The organism is Photorhabdus stackebrandtii (assembly GCF_011189495.1).
Taxonomy (GTDB): Bacteria; Pseudomonadota; Gammaproteobacteria; order Enterobacterales; family Enterobacteriaceae; genus Photorhabdus; species Photorhabdus khanii.
In genome coordinates this window covers 1-2,597 of record NZ_PUJV01000087.1, presented here as the reverse complement: position 1 = coordinate 2,597, position 2,597 = coordinate 1, and the positions used below count along the sequence as shown (strand labels likewise).

Here is a 2,597-nt window from a genome sequence, read left to right as displayed (position 1 = left end):
TGAGTATTACCATGAAAGAGATCAGTTAATAACATCGATAGAGATCGCTATTTACCCCACTCATAGAACCTGCTAATAAACTATATTGACTGATCTCCATCAGTCAACGTTGAACACACTTTACGCATTGATTCACCCTTTAATTCGACTTTAATACTCCCGTGAACCAGTCTGTCCAGGATCGCATCAGCGTGTGTGGCATCACCTATCATTTGATACCATTTCTCAATAGGAAGTTGGCTTACCAGCAACACTGAGCCCCGTTGATAGAACTGATCGACTATCTCCAGTAGGTCACTGCGTTGATCTGAGGTCAGTACCTCCAGACCCCAGTCATCCAGGATTAACAACTGACTACGGCTCAGTTTATTTAACAGCCGGGGATAGCTTCCATCACCATGGCATTGTCTGCAAAGCTCCAGCAAGCCCTTTAAACGGTAGTAATACACGACATATCCCTGGCGGCAGTAATGCCGCCCCAGCGCACAGGCAAGATACGTTTTCCCGCTTCCCGTTGCCCCTGTCAGCAGCAGATTCTGGCAGTGTTTTAACCAGTGCCCTTGTGACAAGCTTCTGACCTGCGATTTTTCCAGCCCCCGGCTGGCTCTGTAATCCAACGCTTCCAGTTCCCCCCGAAGCCGGAAGTGCGCCTGCTTGATGAGCCTGTCGGCTTTCTGGTTTTCACGGTGAGTCAGTTCCTCCTCAACAAGCAACAATAGACGTTCTTCGAAGCCCGGTTCGTTATACGAAGAAGGCAACGAAACTTGCTGGCGCAGGGCATCACGAAAACCGGAGAGCCTAAGACAAGTGAGATGTTCATAAAAGGTATTCATCAGGCATTTCCTTTATCAGTGGTAATAATGGCTGCCACGCACATTATCGTGGTCAAGTTCAGCAAGGGGATCCGAGGCCGGTGTTGGCACAATGGCGTGTTTATCCAGTCCTTTTTCGAGAATGGATTTGAGTCCTTTCAGCCGATAAATTCCCGTGGCCTGCGCACGCTGGCAGGCCTTGTCGAGACGGGCATAGCCATAACGTTTGTATAATCCCATCACGCCAAGCACATAACGATATCCTTGCTCCGGATGGGAGCGGGTCTCCAGAATATGGGTCACATAGGCTTTGACGTGCTCTCCTGCCATGGAAGCCCATTCAATCAGGCTTTCTGGCGTCCATTTCCCCTGATGGCGGTGGGCCGCTGGCATATGTTTTTCCTGGGTGCTGTAACCAGAGTGGCGTTGCCGGGGATGGATGGCGACGACCTCGCCATGATGATACAAAGTGACCAATTCGTTGCTGATATGCGCTTCCAGTTGTTCCCGCATCAGCTGATAGGGGACAGAGTAATAATGTCTATCGATATCAATATGATAATCAACATGTACCCGGACTTTTTTCACCTGCGTGTACTGATAAGATTGTTGGGGTAAAGGATTTAGCGCAGGTTTATCCAGTTGCTCGAACAATGCCTTGCGGGAGTCTTTGCGTTTTTGCATCGGCTTTTGGTTCAGGTTTTCAAGCAGTTCGGTGATGCGCTGGTTCAGTGCCTGAAGCGTGAAGAACGTCTCATAGCGAAGTTTGCCCATGATCCAACGCTCAACCACCTGAACCGCCGACTCCACTTTTGCTTTGTCTTTGGGGTTGGCCGGTCTGGCCGGTATCACCGCAACCTGATAGTGAGCCAGCATCTGCTGGTAAGTCGGATTGATATCCGGATCATAACGGCAAGCCCGGGAAGTACTGTTCTTCAGATTGTCAGGGACAACCATAACAGGTGTCCCCCCGAGGTAATCAAAGCAGCGAACGTGGCTCATGACCCAGTCTTCCAACGTCTGGCTCCAGGTGGCTTCTGCATAGGTGTAACTGGACGCCCCGAGTGTGGCGACAAAGACCTGGGCCTGACGATATTCGCCAGTGTCAGGGTTGATAACGGGCAGCGTAGGGCCGCAATAATCAATGAATAACTTTTCCCCGGCTTTATGCACCTGACGCATAGAGAGCGATAGGGTTTTTGTCCAGGCTTTATACAGTCGGCAATAGTGGTTATAGCTGTAATGCCCGCCCGGATGGCGTTCGGCATACTCTTCCCACAGGAGTTGCAGGGTGACGGTTTTGGCCGACAGCGCTTTATGCACCTCTGCCCAGTCCGGCAACGTGTACTTCCTGAGCTGGACTTTCGTTTTTAAAAACTCACGCTTGAGCGTGGCGTCATTCCAGTGCGCAGGTAACGGCCACTGGGTGATCCCCAGCTGAGCAGCGCGGTTGGCATAGCGTGAGACGACGGAAGGCGAAATAGCCAGGCTTCGTGCAATCTGCCGGTGAGTGAGTTCAGCACCGTATTTCAGGCGGAGTATCTCTTTCAGTTTTCTCATAGTGATAGTCGGCGTTGGCATAGTCATCCTGGAGGTCAGTTGAAATAGCCTCAGGATAGGTGAAAGACAACCTATGAGCAGGGAGAAAATCCCATTAATGGAGCTCACCCAATAACATTGGAGCACAAAAGTGATCTCCATCGATGTTATTAGGTGATCTCGTTGGATGGTATTAGATGATCTTGATGAATGTTATTGGGTGATCTGCTTGGATGAAAATACCCA

General features: G+C 50.3%; 2 protein-coding genes. Both read right to left on the bottom strand.

Annotation, left to right across the window (positions count from 1 at the left end; genetic code table 11):
• Positions 1-80: 80 nt before the first annotated feature.
• Positions 81-833, bottom strand: coding sequence for an IS21-like element helper ATPase IstB (gene istB / locus C5470_RS21570; RefSeq protein ID WP_166291824.1), 753 nt, complete (start codon positions 831-833; stop codon positions 81-83).
• A 15-nt stretch (positions 834-848) separates the two neighbouring features.
• On the bottom strand, positions 849-2,393 hold the full coding sequence (gene istA, locus C5470_RS21565; RefSeq protein WP_166291826.1) for an IS21 family transposase: 1,545 nt from the start codon (positions 2,391-2,393) through the stop codon (positions 849-851).
• Positions 2,394-2,597: the final 204 nt, after the last annotated feature.